This window comes from Brevundimonas sp. GW456-12-10-14-LB3, from assembly GCF_059424365.1.
The window spans coordinates 28,207-50,939 of record NZ_JBWKZJ010000008.1 but is presented as its reverse complement, the minus strand read 5'-3'; the positions used below and the strand labels follow the sequence as shown (position 1 = coordinate 50,939).

Sequence of the window (22,733 nt, the reverse complement as noted above, 5' to 3'; positions counted from 1 at the left end):
CAGGGGCGAACATGTTGAAGACCAAGCTTTTGGCCGGTGTGTTCGCCGTCGTCCTGGCCGGCGTCGCGGCGCCGTTCGCCTCGGCGCAGACGCCGCCGCCCCCGCCGCCGCCGCCGAACGCCGACATCGCCTGGGTTCAGCGCGAGCGGACGCCCTACGGCTCCTGGGAGCAGATGGCGCGCTTCTTCCTCAGCCAGATTCGCACCTATGACGTCGAAGGCCGGTTCGGCGAGCCCGGTCCCGCGATCAACAGCCTGATCGCGATCAACCCCGATGCGCCCGAGGACGCCCGCGCCTCCGACGCCCGCCGCCTCGCCGGACAGGCCCTGCCGCTGGACGGCGTGCCCCTGGTCATCAAGGACAATGTCGAGGCGCGCGGCATGCCAACCACGGCGGGCTCCCTGGCCCTGGCCGCGAACCAGCCGGACCGCGACGCGCCGATCACGGCCCGGCTGCGCGCGGCGGGGGCGGTGCTGATCGGCAAGTCCAATCTGTCGGAATGGGCCAATATCCGCTCGTCCCACTCCATCAGCGGCTGGAGCGCCGTGGGCGGCCTGACCCGCAATCCCCACGCCCGCGACCGCAACACCTGCGGCTCATCCTCGGGCTCGGGAGCGGCGGTGGCGGCGGGCTTCGCCATCGTGGCCATCGGCACCGAGACGGACGGGTCGATCACCTGTCCGGCGGCGATGAACGGCCTGGTCGGGTTCAAGCCCACCGTCGGCCTGGTGTCGCGCACGGGGATCGTCCCCATCAGCCACAGCCAGGACACCGCCGGGCCGATGACCCGGACCGTCCGGGACGCCGCCCTGGTGCTGACCGTCATCGCCGGGACCGATCCCGCCGATCCGGCGACGGCCGAGGCCGACGCCCGCAAGACCGACTATGCGGCGGCTCTGGAGGGGGCCAGTCTCCGCGGGGTTCGCATCGGCGTCGCCCGCTTCCTGACCGGCTATTCCGACGGTACGGACGCCGTCTTCGACGCCAATCTGGAGCGGTTGCGCCAGGCAGGCGCCGTCCTCGTCGAGATCAAGGACGGACCGGACATGGACGCTGTCGGCGGCGCGGAATTCACCGTCCTGCTGACCGAGTTGAAGGCGGACTTGAACGCCTATCTCGCCACCACCGATCCGGCTCAGGTTCAGACGCGCACCCTGGCCGACGTCATCGCCTTCAACCGCGCGACCCCGCGCGAGCTGGCCCTTTTCGACCAGGACCTGTTCGAAGCCGCCGAGGCGACCGGCGGCCTGTCCGACTCCGCCTATGTGGCCGCGCGCGAGACCTCGCTGCGTCTGGCCGGGGCCGAGGGGATCGATCGACTGCTGAAGGACAATGACGTCGCCGTCCTGATCGCGCCGACGACCGGCCCGGCCTGGATGACCGACGTCGTCAACGGCGACCACTATCTGGGCTCGGCCTCGACGCTGCCGGCTGTGGCGGGCTATCCCCACCTGACCGTGCCCATGGGGCAGGTGGGCGGGCTTCCGGTGGGGCTCAGCTTCATCGGCGGCCAGTGGCAGGATGCGCGGGTGCTCGCGCTCGGCTATGCCTTTGAACAGTTGGGACCGCAGCGGGTCGCGCCGGCCTTTTCAGCCTCGTTGAACAGCACGCGCGCCGTCGCGCCTGTGCTCGCGCCCATCCATCAGGAACCTTGATCGGCGGTCCGCTGTTGGGCCTTCATGACAAAGCCGATCCTCCCCGAATGAGCGACCTGATCGCCAATATCGTCGGCTCGGCCGCAGCGGTCTGTTCCGTCACCAGTTTCGCACCCCAGGCGCTCAAGATCTGGAAGGAGAGGGACGCCTCCTCCGTCAGTCTGAGGACCTATTCCCTGACCGTGACCTGTTTCGCCTTGTGGGTGGTCTATGGGGTGATGATCCAGGCCTGGCCCGTCACCTTGGCCAATTCCTGCGCCCTGGTCATGGCGTCCTGGGTTTTGGTGATGAAATGGCGGTTCCGCGACGGCGATCCCGAAGCCTGACGGCCCGATTCTGCAGGTTTGATCCGGATCAAGGCGAGGCGGCGGAGGCGGCGCGAGGGTGGGGCTGAGGAGATTTCCCATGCCCCATGACGCCGTCCCCTTCGTCGCCGCCATCGTCGCGGCCTTCGTCTTCTTCATGGCCGCCCTTGGTCTGGCCAGTCTCTATTCGGGCTCTTCACCGGACAAGTGACGAGAGCTTTACCCGACGTGATCTTGGCGCCCCGCGCGATGCGGGCTACGGCAGGAGCCTCAACGTCCAAGGGAGACGCCCCCAATGCCTGATCTCGCCCAAGTCACCGAACACATCCGCGCCGCCGTCGGCGACAACTCCGGCCTCGGCAAGACCGTGAAGCTCGACCTCGGCGACGAGGGCAAGATCTTCATCGACGGCGCCTCCGTGCCGAACACCGTCACCAACGAAGACAAGCCCGCCGACGCCACCGTCTCGATCAAGTGGGACGACTTCATGGCCCTGTCGGAAGGCAAGCTGGACCCGATGATGGCCTTCATGCAGGGCAAGCTGAAGATCGCCGGCGACATGATGATCGCCCAGAAGCTGGCCCCGCTGCTGAAGCGCTGATGGCTCGCTGATCAATACTTGTCTGCGGCGCGGCTCCCCTCGGGGGCCGCGCCGTTTTCGTCTTCAGCGTCCGTCAGAGGCGCGACCGAAAAACGAGGAAACGACATGGACTTCAGACATTCCGACCGCGCCCTGGACTGGCACGCCCGCGTGCGCCGTTTTCTCGACGAACAGGTCATCCCGCGCGAGGCCGACTATTTCGCCCAGGTGCGCGAAAACCCGAACCGCCAGCCTCCGGTCATGGAGGCCATGAAGGCCGCCGCGCGTGAGGCGGGCCTGTGGAACATGTTCCTGCCGGGCGGCCATGACGGAGAGAACGGGGGCGCCGGCCTGACGAACCTGGAATACGCCCCCCTCGCCGAGATGATGGGCCGCCACCTGTGGACGGCCGAGGTGTTCAACTGCAACGCCCCCGACACCGGCAATATGGAGGTGCTCCATATGTACGGAAACGCGGCCCAGCAGGACCGCTGGCTGAAGCCGCTGATGGCGGGCGAGATCCGCTCCGCCTTCCTGATGACCGAGCCCGAGGTCGCCTCGTCCGACGCCACCAATATCCGGACCCGGATCGAGCGCGACGGCGATCACTATGTCATCAACGGCCGCAAATGGTGGTCGACCAACATGGCCCATCCGAACGTCGCCGTGACCATCGTCATGGGCAAGACCGATCCGGACGCCGCTGCGCACGCCCAGCAGTCCCAGATCATCGTCCCCGTCGATACGCCCGGCTTCCGGGTCGAGCGGATGCTGTCGGTCTTCGGCTATGACGAAAAGCCCATCGGCCACGCCGAGGTGGTGCTGGAGAACGTCCGCGTGCCGGTCGAGAACCTGATCGCGGGCGAGGGCCGGGGATTCGAGATCGCTCAGGGGCGCCTCGGCCCGGGCCGTATCCACCACTGTATGCGCGTGATCGGCGCGGCCGAGCGGGCGCTGGAGCTGATGGTGACCCGCCTTCTGAACCGCACCGCCTTCAGAAAACAGCTGGCCGAACATTCGGTGTGGGAGCAGCGGGTCGCCGAGGCCCGCACCAATATCGAGATGTGTCGCCTGCTGGTGCTGAAGGCCGCCTGGATGATGGACGAGGCGGGGGCCAAGAACGCCCGCTCCGAGATCGCCCAGATCAAGGTCGCAGCCCCGCGCATGGCGCTTCAGGTCATTGACGACGCCATCCAGGCCTTCGGCGGCGCCGGCGTCTCGGCCGACACCCCCCTGGCCGAACTCTACGCCACGGTGCGCACCCTGCGGATCGCCGACGGCCCGGACGAGGTGCACAACCGCGCCATCGCCCGGCTGGAGTACGCCAAACACGGCGGCAGACCCTCGGCCTGAGAAACGGCGTCACGCCGTCCGCTTCCGAGGGAACCCCTGGCGGCGCCTGACGTTTTCCGGACAGGACGACGCGAGGCCAGCCGGGGCGTCGCAAGCGGGGACGGAACGGCTGAGATGAATGCGCGCTTGGAGCCCGATACGCGGGCGGCGTCCGACGTGACCCGTTTCAGGGCGATCCGGGGCGCCATGCCCGCCCTGGCGGAAGGCCTGTCGCCCGAGGATCTGGCGGCCCAGTCCATGCCGGACTGCAGCCCCGGCAAATGGCACCTGGCCCACACCAGCTGGTTCTTCGAGGCGATGATCCTGTCGGCCGACCCGGACTATGCTCCGGTCGATCCGCGCTTCCAGCAGCTGTTCAACTCCTACTACGAGGCCCTGGGCGAGCGGGTGCCCCGGCCCCAGCGCGGCCTGATGACCCGGCCCTCGGTGAACGAGGTCCTGGCCTATCGGCGCGAGATCGACCGCCGCATGGCCGCCTGGCTGGCCTCGGGGCCGTCCAGCGGCCATCAGCGCTATCTGTTCGAACTGGGCCTGCACCACGACCAGCAGCATCAGGAGCTGTTCCTGATGGACCTGCTGAACCTGATGGCCTGTTCGCCGCTGGACCCGGCCGCCTATGCGGTCGAGCCGCGACAGGCCCCGCCTGAGGCCGCGCGCGGCGGCGCCGTCGTCTTCGAGGGCGGCCTGGTCTCGATCGGTCATGGCGGCGCCGGCTTCGCCTTCGACAATGAGGGGCCGTCGCACCGGGTCTGGCTGGAACCCTTCGCCCTGGCCGCCGACCTGGTGACCAACGGCGACTGGCTGGGCTTCATCGCCGACGGCGGCTACGCCCGGCCCGAGCTGTGGCTGTCCGATGGCTGGGCCACAGTCAAGGCCGAGGCCTGGACCGCGCCCCTCTACTGGCGCCGCGACGGCGACGACTGGACGGTCCTGAGCCTGATCGGCCGCGCCCCGGTCGATCCGACCGCCCCGGTGCGGCATGTCAGCTTCTATGAGGCTGACGCCTACGCCCGCTGGGCCGGCAAGCGCCTGCCGTCCGAGGCGGAGTGGGAGCATGCCGCGACCACGGCGCCCGACGCCTTCTCAAACCTGTCGGGCGAGGTCTGGCAGTGGACGTCCAGCGCCTACGCCCCTTACCCCGGCTTCCAGCCGACGCCTGGCACGGCGGCTGAGTACAACGGCAAGTTCATGGCCAATCAGATGGTCTTGCGCGGCGGCGCCTTCGCCTCGCCGCCCGGCCACGCCCGCGTCACCTATCGCAACTTCTTCTATCCCCAACAGAGGTGGGCCTTCATGGGTCTGAGACTGGCCGAAGACGCCCCGCGCGGGCGCACGAGTTTCATTGAGGACGCCCAGACGGCCGCCTTCCGGCGCGACCTGGTCCAGGGCCTGTCCCGCGACCAGAAGGCCGTGCCGCCCAAGTGGTTCTATGACGCCGAGGGCTCGCGCCTGTTCGAAGAGATCACGGCCCTGCCGGAATATTATCCGACCCGTCAGGAGACGGCCCTGCTGCGCGACCGGGCCGCCGCCCTGACCGCCGACTTCGGCCCCGAGGCCGTCCTGGTCGAGTTCGGTTCGGGCGCCAGCGAAAAGACCCGCATCCTGCTGGACGCCGCGCCCGACCTCGGCGCCTATGTGCCGCTGGACATCAGCGAGACGGCCCTGCTGGACGCCGTCGCCCGCCTGTCCGCCGACTATCCGGCCCTGCGGGTCCAGCCGGTTCTGGGCGATTTCGAACATCTGTCGCCCTTGCCGGACGATTTGCCGCAGGGCCGGCGCATCGGTTTCTTCCCCGGCTCGACCATCGGCAATCTGGAGCCCGAGGAGGCGGTGCGGTTCCTGGCCTCGGCGCGTCGGATGCTGGGGGAGGGGGCGCTGTTCATCCTCGGCGTCGATCTGGTCAAAGACCCTGCGACCCTGGTCGCCGCCTATGACGACAGCCGGGGCGTCACCGCGGCCTTCAACCTGAACCTCCTGGTCCGCGCCAACGCCGAACTGGACGCCGATTTCGACCTGGACGCCTTCGCCCACCGCGCCGTCTGGAACCCGGATCACTCGCGCATGGAAATGCACCTTCAGGCGCTGCGTCAAACCGCCGCCCGCGTCGGCGACAGGGCCTTCACCTTCATGGCCGGAGAGACCCTCCACACCGAAAGCTCGCGCAAGTTCACGCCGGATTCGGTCGAGGCCCTGGCCAAGGAGTCCGGCTGGTCCATGGCCGGTTTCGAGGTTTCGCCCGAACCCCGCGTGGCCCTGGCCTTGCTGCGGGGGTGAGGGGGCCACTTCCTTTCTGTCTATACAGATAAGATCGTCATCCTCGGCCTTGTGCCGAGGATCCATAATCCCGGCGCCGGGCGTCGTGCCCCCTGCAAGACCGAGCCTATGGATCCTCGGCACAAGGCCGAGGATGACGGCCATGGGGGCGAGTGCATGGAAAAGAAAAAGGGCGGCGCATCCTCGACGCGCCGCCCTGCAGACTCTCACTGAAGCCGTGTCACTCGGCTTCGTTCGAAGCCGCGTCCTTCTTCGGCCCGTGCGAGGCCTCGCCGCCCTTGCGTCCGGCCTGGGCGGCCAGGCTGCGGTCTTGGGAGAAGCTTCGTTTTTCGCTGGGGACGCTTGCGCCCCCCTTGCGTGCGATTTCGCGCTGACGTTCGGGATCCATGGAGGCGAAGCCTCGCTTGGAAACGCCGGAGGGTCGCGAGGTCTGGCCGTCCATCGGTGTTCCTTTCAGTGCTGCCGTTGCGCTTGCCGAAATGAACCCTGTGACTCCGTGACGGTTCCGTAGGTAACTTCGTTTTACCAGCCGTGATCTGAACGTCTTTGTGGTTTGACTTCAAACGGCTGCATAGGGGCGGGAATCGCCTTCGCCGCCGCCGCCGGGCTCCATCGGCGGCATTTCGTCCGGAGCGTCGGCCGGGTCGATCTCGGGTTGTGGCGTCGGCTCGGGCTGGATTTCCGGTTGCGGCGTTCCGGGTGGCGTGGGTTCGACATAGGTCATGACGGTCTCCTCTGGCTTGAGAACGCTGTGTGACCCGCAATGTTCACTGTCCGACCTCGATGGGCGGGGGGAACTCGATTGAGGCGCGCCGGTTCAGTGTCCGAACCCCGGAGATCCCCATGACCCAGACCCCTATCGCCCCCACGTCCCCCGACGACATCGCCCTGGAAGACGACACCCTGACTCAGCGTCTGGACCGTCAGGCTGACGCCATCCTGGCCGAAGGCGAAGCCCGCAGCTTCGAGGACACCACCTCGATCCGCCAAGCCCTGCGCGAAGACGCCGAATTGATCCGCAGCAAGGTGATCAGCCGCGTCGAGACGGCCCGCGAGGGCATTCGCGACGAACCGATGAAGACCACCCTCTACGCCCTGGGCATAGGGGTGATCATCGGCATGCTGATGCGTCGCTGATCTTCCTATCGGTTTGATCGACATCGGATGCCGCCGCCTGGGCGGATGGCTTTGCTTGTCGCAGCTGCGCGAGGATCACGCCGATCCATCCCCACGCGGGTTCCTTATGAGTGCGGTGCAGCTCTTCCATCTCTGATCCCCAAAGGCCGCCTTTTCTTGGGACTTGACGGGGAGACGAGCAAACGAGAATTGGGAGAGCATTCATAAGGAGGGCTCGTGGCTGACATTCTGTCGCGAATACCCGTCGACGCCTTGCGTGTCTTTGAGGCGGCGGCGCGTCGATTGAGTTTCACCCTCGCTGCGGCCGAACTCGGCATGTCGCAGGCTGCGGTGAGTTGGCGGATTCGCGACTTAGAACAACGCCTCGGCCTGGCTGTCTTCGCAAGGTCGGGACGCGGTGTTCGCCTCACTGTGGAGGGGGAACGCCTGGCGGCGGCCTCGAGCGAAGCCTTCAGTCTTCTGCGGTGCGCGGCCCTGTCGGCGATGGAAGACAACGCCGGCGTCCTCTCTATCACGACCCTTCATTCCCTCGCCGTCCAGTGGCTGGGCCCGCGCGTGGGTCAGTTTCAGTTGTCCAACGCGGATCTGGCCGTTCGCATCGACACAAGCAGCGGGCTGTCCGTCCTGGGCGACGGGGGGTTTGACGTCGCCTTACGGTGCGGTCGGGGGCGCTGGCCGGGGCTTGAGAGCCTCTATCTGATGCCCGCGATTTTGACGCCTCTCTGCACGCCTGCTCTGCGGGATCGCTTTGCGCTGCGCACGCCGGCGGACCTGAAACATGCGCCTCTGGTCGGCGAAGCTTCGGAGTGGGATGCGTGGCTGGCCGCCGCCGACGTCGCGACAGAAGACAAGGCCATTGCGCCGAAACTGGCGGCGAGCAGCCAAGCTCTGGAAGTCGCCTCGGCCCTGGGCGGGCATAGCGTCGCCCTGGGGTCGCCTCTTCTCTACGCATCGGAGATAAGAAGCGGACTGCTGGTCCAGCCGTTTCCCCAGATTGTTCCTCTGACCGAGGGCTTCTGGCTGTGTTATCCCGCCAAAAATCGGTGTAGGGCCAAGATCGCTCGTTTCAGGGATTGGGTGCTGGCCCAGGCCAGCGCCGATCCCGATGTCGTCGCCGCTACGGAACGAGCGGGACGGACATTGGGCGAACCGCCTGACTAAGCCGGTCCCGTCGGCTCTCTCTGGATCGGCGCCTTCTGCAACGCCGCATCCGACACGAACGGATTGGTCCGCCGCTCCTCGCCGAAGGTCGAGATCGGTCCGTGGCCCGGCACGAAGGTCACGTCGTCGCCCAGGGGCCACAGCTTCTCCACCACGCTGCGGATCAGGGCGGGCGGATCGCTCATCGGGAAGTCGGTGCGGCCGACCGAGCCCTTGAACAGCACGTCGCCCACCTGGGCGAACCGGGCCGGCCGGTTGAAGAAGATCACATGGCCCGGCGTATGGCCCGGGCAGTGGCGCACTTCCCAGCTCGTCTCGCCCAGGCTGACGGTATCCCCATCCTCCAGCCAGCGATCGGGCGTAAAGGGTCTGGCCTCGGGCAGGCCGTACATCCGGCCGGTCTCCACGATCCGGTCGATCCAGAACTGGTCGGCCTTCTGCGGTCCGGTGATCTGGACCCCGGTCTTCTCCTGCATCTCGGCCGCGCCGCCGGCGTGATCCAGATGGCCGTGGGTGATCCAGATCTGGTCGAGAACCAGGCCGCGCCGCGTCACCTCGCCCAGAATCGCATCCACCGACCCGCCGGGGTCGATCACGGCGGCCTTTTTGGTCACCGTGCACCAGACAGTGGTGCAGTTCTGCTGGAGCGGCGTGACGGGCGTCACAAAGACGCCGATGGGGGAGGCGGGCTGGGTCATGACGCCTTCTTAGCCGCCCCCGTGACGCGAAACCACCGCTGCGGGCCACGCCCGCGTTGACCTTTGGAGCCCTTCTCGACATAAGGGCGGGCTTCGAGGCGCCGCTCCAAACGGGGCGGCCTTCTTGCTTTATCCATTCCGCGCCGGCCGTTCCGACGGTTCACGCGCCCCAGAGCGTCAGAAATCCCGACCATGCAAGTCGTCGAAAAGTCGAACGAAGGCCTCAGCCGCGTGATCGCGGTCACCATTCCCGTCGCGGAGCTGAACGAGAAGCTTGAAGCCCGCGTCAAGGAAGTCGCCCCTCAGATGAAGCTGAAGGGCTTCCGTCCGGGCAAGGTGCCGGTCGCCCACGTCAAGAAGACTTTCGGCCGCGACTTCATGGGCGAGATCATCAACGCCCAGCTGAACGAGACCAGCCAGAAGGCTCTGGACGAGGCCAAGATCCGTCCGGCCGCCCCGGCCGAGATGAAGCTGACCTCCGACATGGACAAGGTCATCGCCGGTCAGGAAGACCTGGCCTATGAGATGTCGCTGGAGATCATGCCGGACTTCACCCCGGTCGATCCCAAGACCCTGAAGCTGGAACGCCCCACCTATGAGGCGTCTGACGCCGATCTGGACGAGGCCCTGACCGAACTGGCCGGCCAGGCCAAGTCCTACGAGGACAAGAAGGGCAAGACCGTCAAGGCCGCCGAGGGCGACCAACTGACCATCGACTTCCTGGGCAAGCTGGACGGCGAACCCTTCGAAGGCGGCGCCGCCGAGGACGCGGACCTTGTGATCGGCTCGGGCCGCTTCATCCCCGGCTTCGAAGAGCAGCTGACCGGCGCCAAGGTCGGCGAGGAAAAGACCATCGAGGTCACCTTCCCCGAGAACTATCAGGCCGCCCATCTGGCCGGCAAACTGGCCACCTTCGACATCAAGGTGAAGGCCATCAAGTCCGAGGTCGAAGCCAAGGTGGACGATGAGTTCGCCAAGCGCATCGGCCTGGAATCGCTGGATCGCCTGAAGGAGCTGCTCAGCCAGAACCTGAACCAGCAATACGCCGGCGCCGCTCGCTTCAAGCTGAAGCGCGCCCTGCTGGACCAGCTGGACGAAGCCCACGACTTCCCCCTGCCGCCCAAGATGGTCGAAGCCGAGTTTGAAGGCATCTGGCAACAGGTCGAGGCCGACAAGGCCGCCGGCCGCCTGCCGGAAGAAGACGCCAAGAAGTCCGACGACGACCTGAAGGCCGAATACAAGAAGATCGCCGAGCGCCGCGTGCGCCTGGGTCTGGTCCTGGCCGAGATCGGCCGCGCCCACAATGTCCAGGTGACCGACCAGGAGCTGAACGCCGCCCTGCTGCAGGAAGCCCGCAACTATCCGGGCCAGGAGCAGGCCGTCCTGAACTTCTACCGCCAGAATCCCAACGCGGCCGCCCAGATGCGCGCCCCGATCTATGAGGAAAAGGTCGTCGACCTGATCGTCGGCCTGGCCGAAGTCACCGACAAGCCCATCAGCAAGGAAGAGCTGCTGAAGGAAGACGAAGAGGGCTGATCGCCTCCTTCATCGGATCGTGAAGAGGCGGGGGTAGAGGCCCCCGCCTTTTTCGTATGCGGGCCCCACCTTGTAAGGCGGCCTTCATAACGCGATATGCAGAACAACAAGGCGAGCGACCGCGAGTCGCGCGCTCCCCGCATTCTTGAGAAGGCTCCATGCGCGATCCGATCGAACTGATGAACATGAACCTCGTCCCCATGGTGGTCGAGCAGTCCAGCCGGGGCGAGCGCTCCTTCGACATCTTCTCGCGCCTGCTGCGCGAGCGGATCATCTTCCTGACGGGGCCGTTCGAGGACGGCATGGCCTCCTTGATCTGCGCCCAGCTGCTGTTCCTGGAGTCGGAGAACCCCAAGAAGGAAATCTCCATGTACATCAACAGCCCCGGCGGTCAGGTGACCTCGGCGCTCGCGATCTACGACACCATGCAATACATCAAGAGCCCGGTCTCGACCGTGGTCATGGGCATGGCGGCCTCGGCCGGCTCCCTGATCCTGACGGCCGGCGAGGCGGGCCAGCGGATCGCCCTGCCGAACGCCCGGGTCATGGTGCACCAGCCCTCCGGCGGCTTCCGCGGCCAGGCCTCGGACATCGAGCGCCACGCCGAGGACATCCGCTACACCAAGAAGCGGCTGAACGAGATCTATGTCCATCATACCGGCCGCACCTATGAGGAGGTGGAGCGCACCCTGGACCGCGACCACTTCATGTCGGCCGAAGAGGCCAAGGCCTGGGGCATCGTCGACCACGTCTATGACCGGCGCGAACAGGCGGACGCCGACGGCATAAAGACGCCCGGCGCCTGAGCCCCGTTTTCAGCTAGAATGAGGGGGCGCGTCCTGGCGGCGCGCCCCTTTCTTTTCGTCCATCGGAACCGAGATGCAGTTCACAAGAGACCCCTCAGGCACGATCGAGGTGGAGGGCGAGACCTACGCCTGGGAAATCCGACGCCAGCCACGCCCCGTCGGCGGCGCGGTGTGGGAGGGGATGGCCGTCTCCCTTCGCCATGTGGATTTCAAGCGCGAGGCCATCATCCAGTTTCCGCCGCCCTTGCGTCCCAACGGCCGGCCCGACGTGGAGAAGCAGCGGGTCAATGTCGATGCGGTGCGCAACGCCGTCACCGCCGCCATCGAGGCGGGCTGGGACCCGACCTCGCGGGGCAAGGCCATGGTTTTCGACGTGGACGCCGACGGCCGCTGAAGCGGTTCAGGGCCGCTGGGTGAAGACCCGGAACCCCGGCGACTGGGCGATGGCCAGCATTTCGGCGTCGCCGGAGGTGTCGCCATAGGCGGCCGTCAAGACCAGATCCTCGCCATAGGCGGCCTTCAGACGCCGCACCTTCTCCTCGCCCCGGCAGTTGGCGCCGTCGAAGGCGCCGGTCACCCGGCCTTCAGCGTCGAAGGTCAGGGGCGTTCCCAAGAGGGCCTCGGCGCCCAGCCGGCGGGCGAAGGGCTCAACCGTCGTCTCGGGCGAGGCGGTCACGATCACGCGATGGGCGCCCCGTTCGCCCCATTCGTTCCAGACCTTCAGCGCGTCCGGCCGCATGAAGCGGTCCCAGACCAGATCGGCGAACCGTTCCGCCTCGGCCTCCAGGCTTTCGCGGTCCATGCCGGCCAGAAATTCCTTGACCGAGGCGGCCTTGATCCGCCCCCGATCACGATCCCGCCCATAGGCCGCCAGGGCCGGCGCCAGCTTGACCAGGCCCAAGGCCCAGCCGCCCGGACCGGCCTTCCACCGCAGAAACTGCGTGAAACTGTCGCGAATCGTCAGGGTGCCGTCGAAGTCGAAGGCGACGAGCGGCTGTTCCGAATTGATCCGGGACTGGCGTAATTCCTGCAGGCTTCCCATGTCAGACATTCGCCGTGATCCCCAACGACACTGATCCATCCCCTTTCCGTGACCTCGCCCCTCCGCCTTCGGGGTTGTCGTGGAACGTGGGATGGGTGATTGTCATTTTTTGAAGACCTTTGCGTCCAGAGTGCTGGAATCAACGCGGAGGAAGCGCGTATCGGGCCATTTCGGTCCGCTCCGCGGGAGTGAGATAAGGGTCTATGACCAAAGCAGCCGGCTCTGACGCCAAAAGCACCCTGTACTGCTCGTTCTGCGGAAAGAGCCAGCACGAAGTCCGCAAACTCATTGCGGGACCGACCGTCTTCATCTGCGATGAATGTGTCGAACTGTGCATGGACATCATCCGTGAAGAGCACAAGATCGGCTTCAAGAAGACGAGCGACGGCGTCCCCACGCCCAAGGAGATTCGCGACGTCCTGGACGATTACGTCATCGGCCAGTCGCACGCCAAGAAGGTCCTCTCGGTCGCCGTCCACAACCATTACAAGCGTCTGAACCACGCGACGAAGAACAACGACGTCGAACTGGCCAAGTCGAACATCATGCTGATCGGCCCGACCGGTTCGGGCAAGACGCTGTTGGCCCAGACCCTGGCCCGCATCATCGACGTGCCCTTCACCATGGCCGACGCCACGACCCTGACCGAGGCCGGCTATGTGGGCGAGGACGTCGAGAACATCATCCTGAAGCTGCTCCAGGCGTCGGATTACAATGTCGAACGGGCCCAGCGCGGCATCGTCTACATCGACGAAATCGACAAGATCAGCCGCAAGTCGGACAATCCCTCGATCACCCGCGACGTCTCGGGCGAGGGCGTGCAGCAGGCCCTGCTGAAGATCATGGAAGGCACCGTCGCCTCCGTGCCTCCGCAAGGCGGCCGCAAACATCCGCAGCAGGAGTTCTTGCAGGTCGACACCGCCAACATCCTCTTCATCGTGGGCGGCGCCTTCGCCGGGCTGGAGAAGGTGATTTCGGCGCGCGGCGAGGGGGCCTCGATCGGCTTCGGCGCCAAGGTCAAGGAAATCGACGAGCGCCGCACCGGCGACATCCTCAAGGGGGTGGAGCCTGACGACCTGATGCGTTTCGGCCTGATCCCCGAGTTCATCGGCCGTCTGCCTGTCCTGGCGACGCTGGAGGATCTGGACGAAACGGCCCTGGTCACCATCCTGACCGAGCCCAAGAACGCCCTGGTCAAACAGTACAAGCGTCTGTTCGAGATGGAGAATGTCGAACTGACCTTCACCGACGACGCCCTGATCGCCGTCGCCAAGAAGGCCATCACCCGCAAGACCGGCGCGCGCGGCCTGCGTTCGATCCTGGAAGGCATTCTGCTGGAAACCATGTTCGAACTGCCGACCTTCGAAGGCGTCGAGGAGGTGGTGGTCAATGCTGAAGTCATCGACGGCAAGGCCCAGCCCCTGCTGATCTATTCCGAAGCCTCCAAGAAGAAGGCCGACGGCGCCGCCTGAACGGGCTGCGGCTGAACGTCACAAGGGCCGGAGCGACGCCGCTCCGGCCCTTTTCTTTGAAGACCCTCCCTTGCAAGCGGGGGAAGATTTCCCATTCCGAGCCCGCGTCGGCCGCGCATTTCTGCAACTCGCCCCGTTGAAAATCAGAGCTTTGTCGATCCCAGGCGCTGATCTCCCGTCGCGTCGCCGGGGCGCCTTATGCTGGCGGATCAGCCGAGGCGGCGCAGAGGCGTAACGGAGGTGACTTTCAAATCGGACACATCGGACACATCGGACACTGTTTTTCTGTGTCCGACAGCCGCGCGCCGACCGGCCGCAGATCCCGGCGGCGTGGGCGGAAAGACACGTGCATGTGGGCGGATGGGCGGCCACGCTTGAACCGCAGGTCTTTCAAACCACATACTCATCCGAACGCCGTCGGAATCGACGGGCCGTCACGCGCTGGTCGGGCCTCTTGCCCGGGCGACCGTGGCGGCGGGCCGGCGATCACCAATGGCCCAGGAGTACGCATCATGACTGACACCAAGATCCTGCCCGTCCTGCCGTTGAGAGACATCGTGGTCTTTCCGCACATGGTCGTGCCGCTCTTCGTGGGCCGCGAAAAATCGGTGAAGGCCCTCGACGAGATCATGAAGGGCGAAAAGCAGATCCTTCTGGCGACCCAGAAGAACAGCGTTGACGACGACCCGTCGCCCGACGCCATCTATCCCATCGGCGTCCTGGCCAGCGTCCTGCAGCTGCTGAAGCTGCCGGACGGCACGGTCAAGGTCCTGGTCGAGGGCAAGGGCCGCGCCCGCCTGACCCGCTTCACCGACCGCACCGACTATTTCGAAGCCGAGGCCGTCGAGATCGAGGACGAGCCGGGTGAGACCTCTCAGGCCGAGGCCATGCTGCGCGCCGTGGTCGAGCAGTTCGAAAACTATGTGAAGCTGAACAAGAAGGTGCCGCCCGAGGCCCTCAGCTCCATCCCCCAGATCACCGACGCCTCCAAACTGGCGGACTCGGTCGCGGCCCATCTGTCGGTCAAGATCATCGACAAACAGGGTCTGCTGGAAACCATCGACGTGCCCAAGCGGCTGGAGAAGGTCTATGGCCTGATGGAGGGGGAAATCTCCGTCCTGCAGGTCGAGAAGAAGATCCGCTCGCGCGTGAAGCGTCAGATGGAGAAGACCCAGCGCGAATATTATCTGAACGAGCAGATGAAGGCGATCCAGCGCGAGCTGGGCGAGACCGACGACGCGCGCGACGAAATCATGGACCTGGAGAAGCGCATCCGTAAGACGCGCCTGTCCAAGGAGGCCCGGACCAAGGCCGAGGCCGAGGTCAAGAAGCTGCGCAACATGTCGCCGATGTCGGCCGAATCGACGGTGGTGCGCAACTACCTCGACTGGCTGCTGTCCGTGCCGTGGGGCAAGGCCAAGCAGAAGCCGATCGACCTGGTGCGGGCGGAAGAGATCCTCGAGGAGGACCACTTCGGCCTGGAGAAGGTCAAGGAACGGATCATCGAATATCTGGCCGTCCAGGCCCGCACCGGCAGCCTGAAGGGGCCGATCCTGTGCCTCGTCGGTCCTCCCGGCGTCGGCAAGACCTCTCTGGCCAAGTCCATCGCCAAGGCCACGGGCCGTGAATATGTCCGCATGTCGCTGGGCGGCGTGCGCGACGAGAGCGAAATCCGCGGCCACCGCCGGACCTATATCGGCTCCATGCCCGGCAAGATCATCCAGTCGATGAAGAAGGCCAAGACCACCAACGCCTTCGTCCTGCTGGACGAGATCGACAAACTGGGCGCCGACTGGCGCGGCGATCCGTCCTCGGCCCTGCTGGAAGTGCTGGACCCGGCCCAGAACTCGACCTTCGGCGACCACTATCTGGAGGTGGACTACGACCTGTCCCAGGTCATGTTCGTGACCACCGCGAACAGCCTGAACATGCCGCAGCCCCTGATGGACCGGATGGAGATCATCCGGGTGTCGGGCTACACCGAGGACGAGAAGGTCGAGATCGCCAAGCGTCACGTCCTGCCCAAACAGATGAAGGACCACGGCCTGAAGGACGGCGAACTGGTCGTTCCGGAAGAGACCATCCGCGACCTGATCCGCTACTATACCCGTGAGGCCGGGGTGCGGTCGCTGGAGCGGGCCCTGGGCGGTCTGGCCCGCAAGGCCGTTCGCGAAATGGCCAAGACTGGGGCCGCCTCGATCACCGTCGATGCGGAAAAACTGGCCGAATACGCCGGGGTGAAGAAGTTCCGCTACGGCGAGACGGATGAGGAGGATCAGGTCGGCATCGTCACCGGCCTGGCCTGGACCGAGTTCGGCGGCGACATCCTGACCATCGAGGCGATCAAGATGCCCGGTCGCGGCCGCATGACCGTGACCGGCAACCTCAAGGACGTGATGAAGGAGTCGATCTCGGCGGCGGCCTCCTATGTCCGTTCGCGGGCTCTGGACTTCGGCGTCAAGCCGCCGGTGTTCGAGAAAACCGACATCCACGTCCACGTGCCGGACGGCGCCACGCCCAAGGATGGTCCGTCCGCCGGCGTCGCCATGACGGTGGCCATGGTCTCGGTCCTGACGGGGATCCCGATCCGCAAGGACATCGCCATGACCGGCGAAATCACCCTGCGCGGCCGGGTCACCGCCATCGGCGGTCTGAAGGAGAAGCTGCTCGCGGCCCTGCGTTCCGGGGTCAAGACGGTGCTGATCCCCCAGGAGAACGAAAAGGACCTCGCCGACGTGCCGGACAATGTGAAGTCAGGTCTGGAGATCGTGCCGATTTCCACAGCGGACGAGGCCCTGAAATGGGCCCTGGTCGGCGCCCTGACCCCGGTCGAATGGGACGAGACGGCTGAACCCCTGCCGACGCCCGTTCCCCCCGCGGAGGGCGCCACGGCGGCTGTCAGCCACTGAACGCGACTTAAGTCGCACGCCGGAACGCCGCCGACAGCCCGTCGGCGGCGTTTTCGCTTTTGACGCGAGCGCCTATCGGACGTTTACTGACCGTTTGGAGGGATGACGATGACGAAAGCGGAACTCATCGGTCGCATGGCGACGGCGGCGAACATCAGTCGGGACCAGGCCAAGGCGGCGCTGGAGGCCTTCACCGACGGTGTTGTCGAGGCCCTGTCTCACGGTCACGACGTCAAGCTGATCGGCTTCGGCAGCTTCACCACGATCGAGCGCAAGGCGGGGGTGGCGCGCAATCCTCAAACCGGCCAGGCCATAGCGCGGGCCGCCTCCCGCACCGCCCGCTTCCGCGCCGGCGAAGGCCTGAAAAGCGCCTTGAACGCCTGACGCCCAGAGGGCATAAGCCCCGCTCTGGTTTCAAGGGCGGCTAGCTCAGCTGGAAGAGCATCTCGTTTACACCGAGAGGGTCGGCGGTTCGAGCCCGTCGCCGCCTACCAATCAAAAAGGCCGCCGGATTGCTCCGGCGGCCTTTCGCATTGGGTCTGAGGCTCCGATCAGAACCGGAAGCTGGCCCGCAGCAGCAGCGAATAGCGGACATAGTCCTCCAGCAGCTCGGCGTCGCCCGTCAGGGACAGCATGCCCAGCTCGTTGCCCAGGTTCATGCGGAAGCCCAGCAGCAGGCCGCCGCCCTCGACGGCGTCCGGCGACAGGATGAAGTCCGGCCCGCCGCTGGCGAAGCGGGCGATGGTCTCCCCGGCGTCGACCGACAGGTTCTGGCGATAGCCGATCCGCAGTTCGGGGCGGATCCAGCCGTCGCGGCCGAAGCCGTAGCCGACGTTCATCGCCGCCACTGCCGAGAAGATGTGGCTGTCGCGGGAATCGATGTCCAGATCGAAGCCGTCGCCGCCGCCCTTTTCGGATCGGGCGTCTTCCGACAGGCGGAAGTATTCAGCGTAGATTTCGGGACGGACGTTCAGCCGGCCGTAGTTGCGCTCATAGGAGGCGCCCCCGGCGGCGGCGGCGGTCCAGCCGTGCCAGTCGGAGGTATTGTTCAGATAGACGCCGCCGGCGACCAGCGAGCGGTCGGCGCTGAAGCTGGCGTAGCCGCCGGCCGCCCGAGCCCAGGTGGTCCAGTACTGGCCCTGGGCGCGCCAATAGAGGCCCAGCTCCAGAAGATTGGCGGACAGGACCTCTTCGGCCTCCGCTTCCGGATCCTTGATGTCCGAGGAGGTGAAGGCCGCCGTCACGCCGAAAGCGCCCAGGCTAGAGCCCTTCTCGACGCCGCCGGCCACGCCGAATCCTTCAGAACGGAAGCCGTAGGAGTCGGTCTTGTCCTTGTCTGCGTAGAAGTTGATCTCCTGCAGCCAGGCGCTGGTCTCGCCGGGCGCGGCGGAGGCGTTGCGACCGGTCAGGGCGCGGGTCACCGCGTCCACCCCGGCCGACAGCGACATCAGCGGACCGCCCGAATGGTCCGGCAGCATCTGCTCATAGGCGTCGATGAAGCCGTCGCGGCCCGTCTGGGACAGGAACAGGTTACGAACCGTCTCATTGGCGCCCAGGGCGGCGTAGACGGCGTCATAGGCCGAGGCCTCGACCGGGATCAGCCCGGCCTCCTGGGCGGTGCGCCGGCGCGCGTCGATATAGAGGCTGTTGGCGCCCTGATCGACGCCCGCTTCGACGACATAGAGATAGGGCGAGTTTTCGGCGAGCAGCTGCTTGTCGATCTGGCCGACGTTCAGCGTGCCGGCCTTGATGATGTCGAACCGCTCCGGTCCCTCCAGCAGGGAGGAGAAGCGCACGCCCAGCTGCGCGCCCGTCGCCAGGGTGGCGGCGCCGCTGACGTTGAAGCCGCCGGCGCGATCGGCCTTGGGGTCCAGGGTCGTGATCAGGACGCCGTCGGCCCCCACGTTCAGGCTGGAGATGTTGGTGGCGGTCGTCTGGGTCGCGTTCAGCGTGCCCTTGGAGACGTTGATGTCCAAGGCGCCGTCGCTGTCGGTTATCGCGCCCTGCACCACGGCGCCGCCGCTGATCGCCAGCCGGTCCGCGCCGGCGCCGAAGGCGATGTCCCCGACGACCGTGCCGTTCTCGACATTGAAGGTGTCGGCGCCCGAGCCGAGCTTGATTGCGCCCACGATCTGGGGCTCGCTGGCGTCCGGCACTCCGTCCTTGTCGGTGTCTGTCGCAGTGCTGTCGGCCGCGGCGGGAATACCGTACTGGCGCAGGGTGACGCCGCTGGTGTTGGCCGACAGGTCGATGGCCGTGACCGTGCCGGAGACGTCCGCCAGACTGCTGGAGCTGGCGGTCAGGGAGCCGGCGATCACGCCCGCATTGTTCAGCTGGGTCAGGGAGCCCGACTGATCGCGGATCACGGTCGCCGAACCGTCGTCGCCGCCGTAGGAGGCGATCATTGTTCCGGTGTTGGTCAGGCTGCCGACGTTCGCGCCGGCGCCGATCAGAACGCCCGTGGCGACCTCGGTTCCCTTGCCGGCCACGACGGCCTGGATGGTCCCGGTGTTGACCAAGGCGGGGGCAGAGACGCCGGCGCCGACCTGGATGGCGGTGGCGTTGGCGTCGACGGCCGAGGCGGCGATCGAGCCTTCGTTGCGCACGCCGCCCGCAATCGTCACGGCCTGTCCGCCGTCCACGCCGAGTTGAAGCCCGCGTCCCTGAATGCCGGAATAGACGCCCGATCCGGTGATGGCGCCCCGGTTGATCAGGCCATAGGCGGCGTCGCCCGTTCCCACCGCGCCCAAGTTCACAGTGTTGGCGGTGGAGCCGATCAGCAGGGCCGGCGCGGCGCCCAGAGAGGTGAGGGCGGCCGTTGTCTCGCTGGCGTCGGGCACGCCGTCGCCGTCGCGGTCCAGATCATCGCGGTTCTTGACGCCGTCGCCGTCGTCGTCCTCGTCGCCGTTCTTGACGCCGTCCTTGTCGTCGTCGCCGTCGATGCCGGCGGCCGAATAGGCCAGGGCCTTGTCCAGCAGGACGCCGCCCGCGACATCGGCGCCGACGCGCACGGCCGGTCCGCCCTGAAGCAGGTCATCGGCGTCCAACTCATCCAGGAACAGGGTGGTGGCGTTGTCGAAGGTCCCGGTGGAGGGGCGCGCCGGAGGCGGGGTGGTGTAGCGATAGCCGGTGGTGGCGATGGTGGAATGGATCTTCAGAGCGCCGCCCACGGCGCCTTCGACCGAGACCCCGGTCGCGCCCGCGCCGGTGGCCGAGATGGAGCCCGCTAGATCCACATTGCCCGAGACCGGAGCCGTGGTGCGGACGCCCGCCGTGTTGTCGCCCACGACCCGGATGGTGCCCAGGCTCTGAACCTTGCCGTTCACCGCCGATTCGACGCCGAGCCCGTAGGAATTATTGCCTTCGACCGTAATGGAGCCGCTGGATTCGACCAGGACGTTGCCGGTGAAGGGCGATGCCCCGGTCACCCGCACGCCATAGCGGCCGGTTCCCGTGGCGAAGGGGCCGTCCAGATCGCCGTCGCCGTCTGTGTCCTTGATGTCAGCCGTTTCCTGGCTGTCGGTGATGGAGATCGTCCCGCCGACCGTGACCGACCCGGTGTTGCCGCCGTTGACCAGGATGCCGGTGGCGCCGTCGGCGGCCTTGTCCATGGTGATGGAGCTGCCGCTGTCCAGATCGACCGTGTTGTTGGAATCAAGCGTCACGGCCGCGCCCGAGTTGACGGCGACCGAGCCGCCGCTGGCCAGACGGACGTTGTCCGCCGCCGTTCCGGTGGCGTTCGCCGTGCGGATCGGGGTGGTCCGGGCGGTCGAGACGACGACCTCGGCCTGAGCGCCGCTTACGGCCATCAAGGGGGCGATCGCCACGGCGGTCGCGAGCAGAATACGCATTCGGAAGAAAACCCCTGGTGGTCACGCGATCACGATGCAGGCGACCCTTTAGCAGGGTCCGGGCCAGCCTTCCCCAACTTTATCGAATTTGAGGCGAATGCAAGGCCGCGCTCCATCTGCTGCGGCGCCGAAAGGGCGGGGTGGTCGGGCCAAGGTCCTGATTTTCAGTCGTGATGGGCGGGGTTCGGAGGGTTTTTCTCGCTCCCTATTGAGCTTTGCCGCAGCCGGGTCTAGGGGCGAAGATCATGGTCAACCGCCTCTGAGGATGAGGCATCCATTCCGCGCCTTTCGGCGTTTGCGAGCGCAGACCTGACGAGAACCCCCGAATGACCCTGACTGATCTCGACGTCCACGAAAGCGAACTTCGTCTGATTCCCGGACTGGACGTGGAGGTGGCGGACACCTTGAGGGCGTTGAAACAGGCGTCGCAGGACGAGCGGCCGCGGCTGTTGGACACCACCATGCTGTACGCGCCCCGGTCCGGCGGCGTGAAGCGATACCTGCTGTCGAAGAAGGCGTGGATCGAGGCCAATCGGCCGGGGGTCAGCCATTCCCTCATCGTGCCGGGCGCCCGACACAGGGCGCGGGCGGACGGGATCGTTCAGCTGCGCGCCACGCGACTGCCGTTCGGAGACGGCTATCGTTGGCCCAGTTCGGTCAAGCGCTGGAGCGCCTGGGTCGCGGCCATGAAGCCGTCGATCATTGAGGCGGGCGACCCCTATACGCCGGGACAGGGCGCCCTGGAGGCCGGCCAGAGGGTCGGCTGTCCCGTCGTCGGCTTCTGCCATTCGGACCCAGCCGGCCTGGCGGCGCTTCATTTCGGCGAGTGGGCCAAGAAGCCCGTCGAAAAGCGCTGGGCCCGTCTGTTCTCCCAGTTCGACCGCGTCGTTTCGCCCAGCCGCTTCATCGCGCGGCGGCTTGAGGAGGCGGGGGTGGACAATATCGTCATTCGTCCGCTGGGCGTCGAGGTCGACACCTTCCGGCCCGACCGCCGCGATCGGTCCTGGCTGCTGAAGGAACTGGGCCTCGGCCCAGACGCACGCCTTCTGTGTTTTGCCGGCCGTCCCGCCAAGGAGAAGAACGTCGATGTTCTGATCGAGGCGGTCCAAAAGCTGGGCGCCCCTTATTATCTGGTCCTGGTCGGCGCTGGTTCGGGCATGCCCGCCGAGGACCGGGTGATCTCCCTGCCTTATGAGAAGGACCCGCGGGCGGTGGCCAAGATCATCGCCAGCTGCGACGCCTTCGTTCACGCCAATGACAAGGAGCCCTTCGGTCTGATCGTGCTGGAGGCCATGGCCTGCGGTCGGCCCGTGGTGGGCGTAAACGCCGGGGGCGTGGCCGAGACGGTCGATTCGACCGTGGGCCAGTTGGCCGCCAGCGCCGAGGCCGACGACTACGCCCAGGCGATCGAGGCCTTGTTCGCCCGCGACATCGAGGCCATCGGCCGCGCCGCCCGCGAAAAGGCGGTCAGCCGGTTCGCCTGGAACCGCGTCTTTGAAGACCTGTGCATGGTCTATGGAGAGCTGACCGGAGAGGCCGCCTTCGTTCAGCCCGAGGCGGCGTTCGCCGTCCACTGATCCGAAGCGGGCGCCGCCCGTCTCCGGGGACGGTATTGCGGTCAGCGCCGATCATACCCCGGAAGGGGATGATGTTTTTCCAAGAAATAGGGGATTTGCGCGCTTGCGGGGCGGCGCGCCGCTTCCTCGTTACAGAAGAAGTGGCGCGAGTGACGGGGCTCGAACCCGCGACCTCCGGCGTGACAGGCCGGCACTCTAACCAACTGAGCTACACCCGCGTACCTGGGTCGAAACTTTAGAGTTGTTTCGAAAACTGTGTGGGAAGGCGGTGTGCGCCACTCCATCTATTTCTAGAGAGAGTGGCGCGAGTGACGGGGCTCGAACCCGCGACCTCCGGCGTGACAGGCCGGCACTCTAACCAACTGAGCTACACCCGC

General features: G+C 66.4%; 19 protein-coding genes and 3 tRNA genes. 15 read left to right on the top strand and 7 right to left on the bottom strand.

What is annotated here, in order from left to right; all coding sequences use genetic code 11:
* Positions 1–11: 11 nt before the first annotated feature.
* The 5 genes from AC07XS_RS05430 to egtB all read left to right on the top strand — a co-directional run bounded on the left by AC07XS_RS05430 (position 12) and on the right by egtB (position 6,167).
* Entirely contained in the window at positions 12–1,655 is a 1,644-nt protein-coding gene (locus tag AC07XS_RS05430; RefSeq protein ID WP_182713814.1) for an amidase, read from the top strand.
* Positions 1,656–1,702: 47 nt separating this feature from the next.
* Positions 1,703–1,981, top strand: coding sequence for a SemiSWEET transporter (locus AC07XS_RS05425; protein WP_182713813.1), 279 nt, complete (start codon positions 1,703–1,705; stop codon positions 1,979–1,981).
* 274 nt (positions 1,982–2,255) lie between these two features.
* Complete coding sequence (locus AC07XS_RS05420; RefSeq protein ID WP_182713812.1) at positions 2,256–2,561, top strand: SCP2 sterol-binding domain-containing protein; 306 nt, start codon at positions 2,256–2,258, stop codon at positions 2,559–2,561.
* 105 nt (positions 2,562–2,666) lie between these two features.
* Positions 2,667–3,893, top strand: coding sequence for an acyl-CoA dehydrogenase family protein (locus AC07XS_RS05415; protein ID WP_182713811.1), 1,227 nt, complete (start codon positions 2,667–2,669; stop codon positions 3,891–3,893).
* Positions 3,894–4,007: 114 nt separating this feature from the next.
* A complete protein-coding gene (gene egtB / locus AC07XS_RS05410; RefSeq protein ID WP_182713810.1) occupies positions 4,008–6,167 on the top strand; it encodes an ergothioneine biosynthesis protein EgtB in 2,160 nt (719 codons plus the stop codon).
* Between the two features lie 220 nt (positions 6,168–6,387).
* Here egtB and AC07XS_RS05405 read toward each other — a convergent pair whose 3' ends face one another.
* Together AC07XS_RS05405 and AC07XS_RS05400 are read right to left on the bottom strand one after the other, a co-directional pair.
* Positions 6,388–6,609 (bottom strand): con-10 family general stress protein, encoded by a 222-nt coding sequence (locus tag AC07XS_RS05405; protein ID WP_152950050.1) that lies wholly within the window; start codon positions 6,607–6,609, stop codon positions 6,388–6,390.
* Between the two features lie 117 nt (positions 6,610–6,726).
* Positions 6,727–6,891 (bottom strand): hypothetical protein, encoded by a 165-nt coding sequence (locus tag AC07XS_RS05400; protein ID WP_182713809.1) that lies wholly within the window; start codon positions 6,889–6,891, stop codon positions 6,727–6,729.
* Positions 6,892–7,010: 119 nt separating this feature from the next.
* Here AC07XS_RS05400 and AC07XS_RS05395 point away from each other — a divergent pair, with 119 nt between their 5' ends.
* On the top strand, positions 7,011–7,304 hold the full coding sequence (locus tag AC07XS_RS05395; protein ID WP_152950052.1) for a hypothetical protein: 294 nt from the start codon (positions 7,011–7,013) through the stop codon (positions 7,302–7,304).
* Between the two features lie 216 nt (positions 7,305–7,520).
* Complete coding sequence (locus tag AC07XS_RS05390) at positions 7,521–8,465, top strand: LysR substrate-binding domain-containing protein (RefSeq protein WP_182713808.1); 945 nt, start codon at positions 7,521–7,523, stop codon at positions 8,463–8,465.
* Here AC07XS_RS05390 and AC07XS_RS05385 read toward each other — a convergent pair.
* Positions 8,462–9,163, bottom strand: coding sequence for an MBL fold metallo-hydrolase (locus tag AC07XS_RS05385; RefSeq protein WP_321207978.1), 702 nt, complete (start codon positions 9,161–9,163; stop codon positions 8,462–8,464). The genes AC07XS_RS05390 and AC07XS_RS05385 overlap by 4 nt on opposite strands.
* Positions 9,164–9,355: 192 nt before the next feature.
* On the opposite strand from AC07XS_RS05385, the gene tig reads away from it, so the two are divergent.
* From tig to AC07XS_RS05370, 3 genes are all read left to right on the top strand, one after another.
* Positions 9,356–10,699, top strand: coding sequence for a trigger factor (gene tig / locus AC07XS_RS05380; protein ID WP_152950055.1), 1,344 nt, complete (start codon positions 9,356–9,358; stop codon positions 10,697–10,699).
* 158 nt (positions 10,700–10,857) lie between these two features.
* Positions 10,858–11,505 carry an ATP-dependent Clp protease proteolytic subunit gene (locus tag AC07XS_RS05375; protein WP_054765520.1) on the top strand — a complete coding sequence of 216 codons (648 nt, stop codon included), beginning with the start codon at positions 10,858–10,860 and terminating at the stop codon, positions 11,503–11,505.
* 73 nt (positions 11,506–11,578) lie between these two features.
* Positions 11,579–11,899 carry a hypothetical protein gene (locus AC07XS_RS05370; protein WP_054765521.1) on the top strand — a complete coding sequence of 107 codons (321 nt, stop codon included), beginning with the start codon at positions 11,579–11,581 and terminating at the stop codon, positions 11,897–11,899.
* Between the two features lie 6 nt (positions 11,900–11,905).
* On the opposite strand, the gene AC07XS_RS05365 is transcribed toward AC07XS_RS05370, so the two are convergent.
* Positions 11,906–12,556, bottom strand: a complete 651-nt coding sequence (locus tag AC07XS_RS05365; RefSeq protein WP_182713807.1) for an HAD-IB family hydrolase — start codon at positions 12,554–12,556, stop codon at positions 11,906–11,908.
* Positions 12,557–12,750: 194 nt separating this feature from the next.
* Between AC07XS_RS05365 and clpX the strand changes: the two genes are divergently transcribed.
* From clpX to AC07XS_RS05345, 4 genes are all read left to right on the top strand, one after another.
* Positions 12,751–14,019: an ATP-dependent Clp protease ATP-binding subunit ClpX gene (gene clpX, locus AC07XS_RS05360; RefSeq protein ID WP_054765523.1), complete on the top strand. Its 1,269-nt coding sequence runs from the start codon at positions 12,751–12,753 to the stop codon at positions 14,017–14,019.
* Positions 14,020–14,531: 512 nt separating this feature from the next.
* Positions 14,532–16,928, top strand: coding sequence for an endopeptidase La (lon, locus tag AC07XS_RS05355; RefSeq protein WP_152950057.1), 2,397 nt, complete (start codon positions 14,532–14,534; stop codon positions 16,926–16,928).
* A gap of 108 nt (positions 16,929–17,036) precedes the next feature.
* Positions 17,037–17,312 (top strand): HU family DNA-binding protein, encoded by a 276-nt coding sequence (locus AC07XS_RS05350; protein WP_054766918.1) that lies wholly within the window; start codon positions 17,037–17,039, stop codon positions 17,310–17,312.
* Positions 17,313–17,346: 34 nt separating this feature from the next.
* Positions 17,347–17,422, top strand: a tRNA-Val gene (locus AC07XS_RS05345).
* 57 nt (positions 17,423–17,479) lie between these two features.
* Here the strand turns inward: AC07XS_RS05345 and AC07XS_RS05340 are convergent.
* Positions 17,480–20,779 carry an autotransporter outer membrane beta-barrel domain-containing protein gene (locus AC07XS_RS05340; protein WP_182713806.1) on the bottom strand — a complete coding sequence of 1,100 codons (3,300 nt, stop codon included), beginning with the start codon at positions 20,777–20,779 and terminating at the stop codon, positions 17,480–17,482.
* 326 nt (positions 20,780–21,105) lie between these two features.
* On the opposite strand from AC07XS_RS05340, the gene AC07XS_RS05335 reads away from it, so the two are divergent.
* On the top strand, positions 21,106–22,356 hold the full coding sequence (locus tag AC07XS_RS05335; RefSeq protein ID WP_082382674.1) for a glycosyltransferase: 1,251 nt from the start codon (positions 21,106–21,108) through the stop codon (positions 22,354–22,356).
* Between the two features lie 141 nt (positions 22,357–22,497).
* Here AC07XS_RS05335 and AC07XS_RS05330 read toward each other — a convergent pair.
* Positions 22,498–22,574, bottom strand: a tRNA-Asp gene (locus AC07XS_RS05330).
* Positions 22,575–22,656: 82 nt separating this feature from the next.
* Positions 22,657–22,733: transfer RNA gene (locus AC07XS_RS05325), tRNA-Asp, on the bottom strand.

What these genes read in the sequence shown, in the direction of transcription:
- AC07XS_RS05425 (WP_182713813.1), top strand. Translation starts at nt 1,703, where the DNA reads ATGAGCGACCTGATCGCCAATATCGTCGGCTCGGCCGCAGCGGTCTGT.
- lon (WP_152950057.1), top strand. Translation starts at nt 14,532, where the DNA reads ATGACTGACACCAAGATCCTGCCCGTCCTGCCGTTGAGAGACATCGTG.
- AC07XS_RS05420 (WP_182713812.1), top strand. Translation starts at nt 2,256, where the DNA reads ATGCCTGATCTCGCCCAAGTCACCGAACACATCCGCGCCGCCGTCGGC.
- AC07XS_RS05385 (WP_321207978.1), bottom strand. Translation starts at nt 9,163, where the DNA reads ATGACCCAGCCCGCCTCCCCCATCGGCGTCTTTGTGACGCCCGTCACG.
- tig (WP_152950055.1), top strand. Translation starts at nt 9,356, where the DNA reads ATGCAAGTCGTCGAAAAGTCGAACGAAGGCCTCAGCCGCGTGATCGCG.
- AC07XS_RS05400 (WP_182713809.1), bottom strand. Translation starts at nt 6,891, where the DNA reads ATGACCTATGTCGAACCCACGCCACCCGGAACGCCGCAACCGGAAATC.
- AC07XS_RS05415 (WP_182713811.1), top strand. Translation starts at nt 2,667, where the DNA reads ATGGACTTCAGACATTCCGACCGCGCCCTGGACTGGCACGCCCGCGTG.
- AC07XS_RS05430 (WP_182713814.1), top strand. Translation starts at nt 12, where the DNA reads ATGTTGAAGACCAAGCTTTTGGCCGGTGTGTTCGCCGTCGTCCTGGCC.
- AC07XS_RS05335 (WP_082382674.1), top strand. Translation starts at nt 21,106, where the DNA reads ATGACCCTGACTGATCTCGACGTCCACGAAAGCGAACTTCGTCTGATT.
- egtB (WP_182713810.1), top strand. Translation starts at nt 4,008, where the DNA reads ATGAATGCGCGCTTGGAGCCCGATACGCGGGCGGCGTCCGACGTGACC.
- AC07XS_RS05375 (WP_054765520.1), top strand. Translation starts at nt 10,858, where the DNA reads ATGCGCGATCCGATCGAACTGATGAACATGAACCTCGTCCCCATGGTG.
- AC07XS_RS05405 (WP_152950050.1), bottom strand. Translation starts at nt 6,609, where the DNA reads ATGGACGGCCAGACCTCGCGACCCTCCGGCGTTTCCAAGCGAGGCTTC.
- AC07XS_RS05350 (WP_054766918.1), top strand. Translation starts at nt 17,037, where the DNA reads ATGACGAAAGCGGAACTCATCGGTCGCATGGCGACGGCGGCGAACATC.
- AC07XS_RS05370 (WP_054765521.1), top strand. Translation starts at nt 11,579, where the DNA reads ATGCAGTTCACAAGAGACCCCTCAGGCACGATCGAGGTGGAGGGCGAG.
- AC07XS_RS05365 (WP_182713807.1), bottom strand. Translation starts at nt 12,556, where the DNA reads ATGTCTGACATGGGAAGCCTGCAGGAATTACGCCAGTCCCGGATCAAT.
- AC07XS_RS05340 (WP_182713806.1), bottom strand. Translation starts at nt 20,779, where the DNA reads ATGCGTATTCTGCTCGCGACCGCCGTGGCGATCGCCCCCTTGATGGCC.
- clpX (WP_054765523.1), top strand. Translation starts at nt 12,751, where the DNA reads ATGACCAAAGCAGCCGGCTCTGACGCCAAAAGCACCCTGTACTGCTCG.
- AC07XS_RS05395 (WP_152950052.1), top strand. Translation starts at nt 7,011, where the DNA reads ATGACCCAGACCCCTATCGCCCCCACGTCCCCCGACGACATCGCCCTG.